The organism is Fulvivirga aurantia (assembly GCF_009711475.1).
Taxonomy (GTDB): Bacteria; Bacteroidota; Bacteroidia; order Cytophagales; family Cyclobacteriaceae; genus Fulvivirga; species Fulvivirga aurantia.
On record NZ_SMMD01000696.1, the window covers coordinates 1 to 5,819 of the forward strand.

General features: G+C 40.6%; 3 protein-coding genes. 1 reads left to right on the plus strand and 2 read right to left on the minus strand.

From position 1 onward, the window contains the following. On the plus strand, positions 1–3,500 hold a 3,500-nt coding region (locus E1176_RS07575; protein WP_155210003.1), incomplete at its 5' end, for a VPS10 domain-containing protein. 96 nt (positions 3,501–3,596) lie between these two features. Here the strand turns inward: E1176_RS07575 and E1176_RS07580 are convergent. Then, positions 3,597–4,067: a DUF2452 domain-containing protein gene (locus tag E1176_RS07580; protein ID WP_155210004.1), complete on the minus strand. Its 471-nt coding sequence runs from the start codon at positions 4,065–4,067 to the stop codon at positions 3,597–3,599. Between the two features lie 70 nt (positions 4,068–4,137). Next, entirely contained in the window at positions 4,138–5,574 is a 1,437-nt protein-coding gene (locus E1176_RS07585; RefSeq protein WP_155210005.1) for an MATE family efflux transporter, read from the minus strand. Between the last annotated feature and the right edge of the window lie 245 nt (positions 5,575–5,819).

Sequence of the window (5,819 nt, forward strand, 5' to 3'; positions counted from 1 at the left end):
AAAAGGCACCCAAAAAGAAGTCATTAATTATAAATAATAAAAAATACGATGGTCCTGAAAAATTTGCCTACTACATGTCGGCTATTAAGATGGGACAAGAAGATATTACAACTACTCCCAAATACCCACAATACGAGGCTTTTAACAAAACTCAGGAATTAGCAAAGGCTAAACGAAAAAGGAGTAAAGCCAGAATTGAAGCTACCAAAGCGACTTTCAAAGAGAGAGGGCCAGCTAATGTACCAGGAAGAACCAGGACAGTTCTAGTAGACCCTGACGATGCTTCAGGTAATACCTGGTTTGCAGGTAATGTAAGCGGTGGTATTTGGAAAACCACTAACAGTGGTCAAAGCTGGACAGAAATAGCCCCTGATTTAGATAACATGTCAGTAGTAACTCTGGCAATGTCAGAGGCCAATACATCCGTCATTTATGCCGGAACTGGTGAGGGGTTTATTTATAATTCGTCATTTAAGTTTAATGGTGAAGGAATTTATAAATCGGAAGATAAAGGTACAAACTGGTCATTACTGCCCAATACGGTAACATCAGATTTTATTAATGTAAGCAGAATAATCGTTGATCCTAATAACGAGAATGTCTTGTTGGCAAGCACCAGTGGTCATAAAAGAACTGGTAGTGGTTTTGATGGAACTAGTGCGATCATGAGATCCACTGATGGAGGCACCAGCTGGACTAAGGTATTCAACAATTATTTATATTCTATTCAACAAATAGTGGCAGCTCCAAGTGATTTTAACATTCAATATGCAGCCATTGCCGAGTTAGGGGTTATCAAATCAACTGATGGAGGGATTAATTGGTCACTCGTCCGTAGCGGTTTGGATATTTATGGAAGAATTGAACTTGCGGTATCACCTACAAACCCAGACAAAGTGTATGCATCAGCGGTTGGCAATATCTCTGGAACAGGGTCTGACATGTACTACACAGAAGATGGTGGTACATCCTGGAATTACTTAGCGGTTCAATATAATGATTCTAATGTGGGGTTTTTAGGAACTCAAGGTTATTATGACAATACCATCATGGTAAATCCATACAACGATGACCATGTCTATTTCGGAGGTATCGGCCTTTTCTCTATTATCAAAGACGGTAATTCTGCCACACTTGATATAGTTTCTGATGTATATAATGACTACGATGGAACCAATGCTTTTGAATTTGGAACTTCACCTGTAGGTGTACATCCTGACCAGCATTTTCTAACGGCAATAAAAACCAATGAAGCTGAAGAAGAGTTTAAGATTATAGTAGGCAATGATGGAGGTGTATATTTATCAAACTCATCCAAAACTCCTGGGGTCAACAATGGTGATTGGACCTGGTCAGGTGCTGGCTATAATACTACCCAATTTTATGGGGCTGACAAGCTAGCTGGCGAAGAAGAATACCTTGGTGGTGCTCAAGACAATGGAACTTGGGTATCTCCTGATAATGAAAAGGCTTCTGAAACTTCTAACTTTATTTTTAGCCTTGGTGGAGATGGCTTTGAGGTTGTCGCACATTACACCAACCCGGATAAATACATTGGAGGATGGCAATATAACGGCTTTACGGCCACCGAAGATAGAGGAAAAACTGTTTATTACGCCACCAATGGTTTGGCATCTACCAGTGGGCAGTCTCCTTTTGTGTCTCGGCTCTCTAACGCCTATCAAGATCCTGATGTACTATTTGCTGTGGAAGCATTAGGTGTTTATAGAAGCTCAGATTTCGGCAAAAGTTGGCAATTAGCTGAAATGGATATTAATGACGGTTGGGGGCTTTGGTCTGGTACAGATGTAGAAGTTTCAAAAGCAGATCCGCGTATCGTTTGGGCAGGTGGCGGTATGAGTAATGAAAGAAATCTTTTTGTCTCACAAGATGGAGGGCTTAGCTTCAATCCAGTCCCAAATTTCAGTAATATAGGGTTATGTACAGGAATTTATTCTCATCCGACTGATGCCAATACGGCTTTTGCTGTATTCTCAGTTGCAGACTCACCAAAGGTTTTAAAAACAACTGACCTAGGTCGCACATGGACAGATATTTCTGGTTATAGTGCAGAAAGCGCTAGCACTGGCTTTCCTAATGTTGCTACTTTTGCCTTACAAGCCATGCCATATGATGATAATGTACTCTGGGCAGGTACAGAAATCGGATTGTTCGAATCTCTTGATGGCGGTGCTTCATGGAATATTCTAGATCAATTCCCTTCAGTTGCCATTTGGGACATGAAAATTAAGGATGGGCAAGTGGTAATAGCTACTCATGGACGTGGTATTTGGACTGCGGACATTGCTGATCTTGCCGGTTTTTCAGCTCCTAAGGTAGCACTCTCTCCAAAAATCAATAAAATCAGTCCCTCTTTAACGGAGATGACAGCAAAAATTGATATTGATCTTCGCGGGGCTTACGATGCAACTTCAATTTATGTGAATGGAGAACAATTGTTGGTACTTGATGCAAACACTGATATCGAAGAGGTAAGTGAAACACTCACGTTTACCCAAAGTGGCGAATATGAATTCCAAATTGTATCTACAAAAGATGGTATCGATTATTATTCTTCAAAGCATTATTTAACCATTAACACGCCAATTGAGCCCGTCAATTTTTATTCAAACGACTTTGATCTACCTGACAATAGTGAATTCGCTTTAGAAAAATGGTCTATTACTGGCCTAGATGACTTTGATAGTAAACTCTTGCATACAGTTCACCCTTACCCGGTATCTTCTAATCTAATTGCCAAGCTTACTACCCCTATTATAGTTGCAGAGCATAATGCCATTATCAAGTTTGATGAAGTGGCACAAGTAGAAGAAGGTGATCAAGGCTCTGCTTTTGGAGACTATGAATTTTGGGACTATGTGATTGTGGAAGGCTCAAGAGATGGAGCAGAATGGATTCCTATAATAGATGGTTATGATTCACGAGCTAACTCCAACTGGAGTGGGATTTCCAATGCTGCATCAAGCTCCTTATTTGCACAAAGGGAAATTGATATGTTGGAAACATTCACGGCTGGAGAAATTATTCAAGTTAGATTTAGATTGTTTTCAGACGCGTACCTTACAGCCTGGGGATGGGGTATTGATAACCTGAATATACAAAATCAAGATAACGACAGTGATGGTTATTACTCTTGGGAAGATTGTGACGATACAAATGCTGATATTAATCCCGATGCAACTGATATACCCAACAACAACATTGACGAAAACTGTGATGGAGAAGATGCTACAATTCTTGGTATAGAAGAAAATAACAACATGTTAAGAATCTTCCCGAACCCCACTACAAGCTACCTAATGATTGAAACTGGTGAAGAAGTAAATAGCATTAAAGTTTATGACCCTAAAGGTCAATTAATTAAAAGTTTCGATAAAAACCTGAATAAGATTAACGTTGCAAATCTCAAAAGCGGTGTTTATCTCATTAGCATTGAAACTGATAGAGAGGTGCTTAGTAAGCGTTTTGTGAAAAATTAGTCGCGTCATTTAAGAGAGCCCTGGAATAAACTTCAGGGCTCTTTTACTTTAATTTCTTTACTACACTTACAGCGTTACCATTAGTAATCAATTCACTTACAAATTACTCTCCTCAATGTGCCAGGTATGATCTGAGAGGAGCTTAACCGTAGCCAAATGTTTTTCAAAAGGCATGGAATTACCCCATTCTTTTGGCGAAACGAAAGAAAGTATTTCCGAGCCATCGGACTTTTGATACAGGTGATAAACATGCCCAATAGTGGGTTTAAATTTAATTTCCGCCTGGTATATTCTTTCAGAAATATCGACCCTGCTTTTTATTTCTTCGGCCTGCTTAAAGAGCACCTTTACTTGCTCATATACTTTATCAAGCTGCATTTGAGATTGTTCTTGCATTGCCCTTACAGCCAATCCTTTAATTTTACCCTTATCCTCGGGTTTTACTACGGCACCGCCTACGGTGTGTGCATAAGGTAAAGTAGAAGGAGTAGTCGTTATCTTATCGCGCAACCTTTCCAACTCCTCATCAGACATGATTACCTCTTTCCCTTTCTTATGTTTGCTCATATTTTATAAACTCTTATTTATAAAAGAAACAAAAATAGCAGGCAGAGGTTATAAATCCATTAATTGTGACCTAAACCGAGACAGTCTTCCACTTACCTTTGGTAAACAGCCATAGCGTAAACAGACCTACAGCCGTCTCCGAAAAGAACACACCCCAATAGACACCTGAGTAGCCCCAATCAGCCTCAATGGCCAGGTAATAAGAAAGAGGAATCTGAATCAGCCAGAAAAACACCAGGTTGATTTTTGTAGGTGTTGTTGTATCACCAGAGCCATTAAAGGCCTGCACAGAAACCATCCACCATCCGTAAACAAAGTATGAGTAAGAAAGAATTTGCAACCACGTACCTCCTATTTCTATCACATTTGGGTTATCGGTAAATATCCCCATGAGTGATTCGTTGAAAAAGAAATAAAGCAGAGAAACGCCAACCAGGAATATCATATTGTAAACACCTATTTTCCAAATCGAAGCCTCAGCTCTGTCAGGATTGTTAGCCCCCAAATTTTGCCCTACCAATGTGGCAGCAGCATTAGACATTCCCCAGGCTGGCATCATGGTGAATAACATGATTCTTAAAGCAATGGTAGAGCCTGCCACCGCTTCACTACCAATATCTGCCAAAATACGCATGAGAAAAATCCAGGAAGTCATTGCCACCACCATCTGGCCAATACCACCTAATGAGGTTTTTATGATGTTGAGAACGACAGAAGCTTTCCAGTAAACCTGACTGGCTACTACTTTGATGTGCTTACCTCCCTTAAAAAGAATATAAAATTGTAAGGCAACACCCACCCCTCGTCCTATGGTTGAAGCGATAGCGGCCCCTTCTATACCTAAAGCCGGGATGGGCCCCCAACCAAATATTAGCAATGGGTCGAGGATGATGTTACAGCCATTGGCTATCCATAAAACGCGCATGGCGACAGCTGCATCGCCAGCACCCCGGAAGATAGCATTGATCACAAACAGCAGCATGATTATGGCGTTAGCGCCCAACATCCATTGTGTGTATCGGTAACCTTCTGTGATACTCCAGGTATCGCCTCCCATGAGAGTGAGTAGCTCTTTAGAAAAGAAAATACCACCAATAGCAAATGGCAACGATGCCAATAAGGCCAGAAAAATAGATTGTACTGCCGAAGTACCCGCATCTTCAAGTTTTTTCTCTCCCACTCTGCGAGCGATTATGGCGGTTACGGCCATGGAAAGACCCATCCCGATAGAGTATAGAAGAAAAAGGTAAGTTTCTGTAAGACCCACAGTTGCGACAGCAGATGCACCTAATTGACCAACAAAGTAGATGTCTACAACTGCAAACGTTGACTCCATGACCAATTCCAAAATCATAGGTACAGCCAATAGAAATATAGCCTTTCTCAGATCGATTTTGGTATAGTCGGCCTCAGTGCCTTTAATGGCATCTTTTAAAGCACGCCACAGAGACTGCCTTGGAGGACGTGGCTCTTCAGCCGTAGACACTTCCTTTTCCAATGTTTCCATAAAGAGAGGGATTTACTAAAACTAGTTACGAGTAAAATCTGAAAAAGGCTAAAGATTTTTAAAGGAGGAAATTTTTAGGACCTAATCATTAAACAACAGAATGGCTTGATAACAGCCTTACTAAGCCTCAGAGGCTTGGTAAGGCTCTGATGAAGAATTCAACTAGCGTAAGCATTCGATGTGCCACTATACTCAAGATTTGATTGCACATAGTTTAATCTTTTAAAGTCGATCAGTAGAGTATT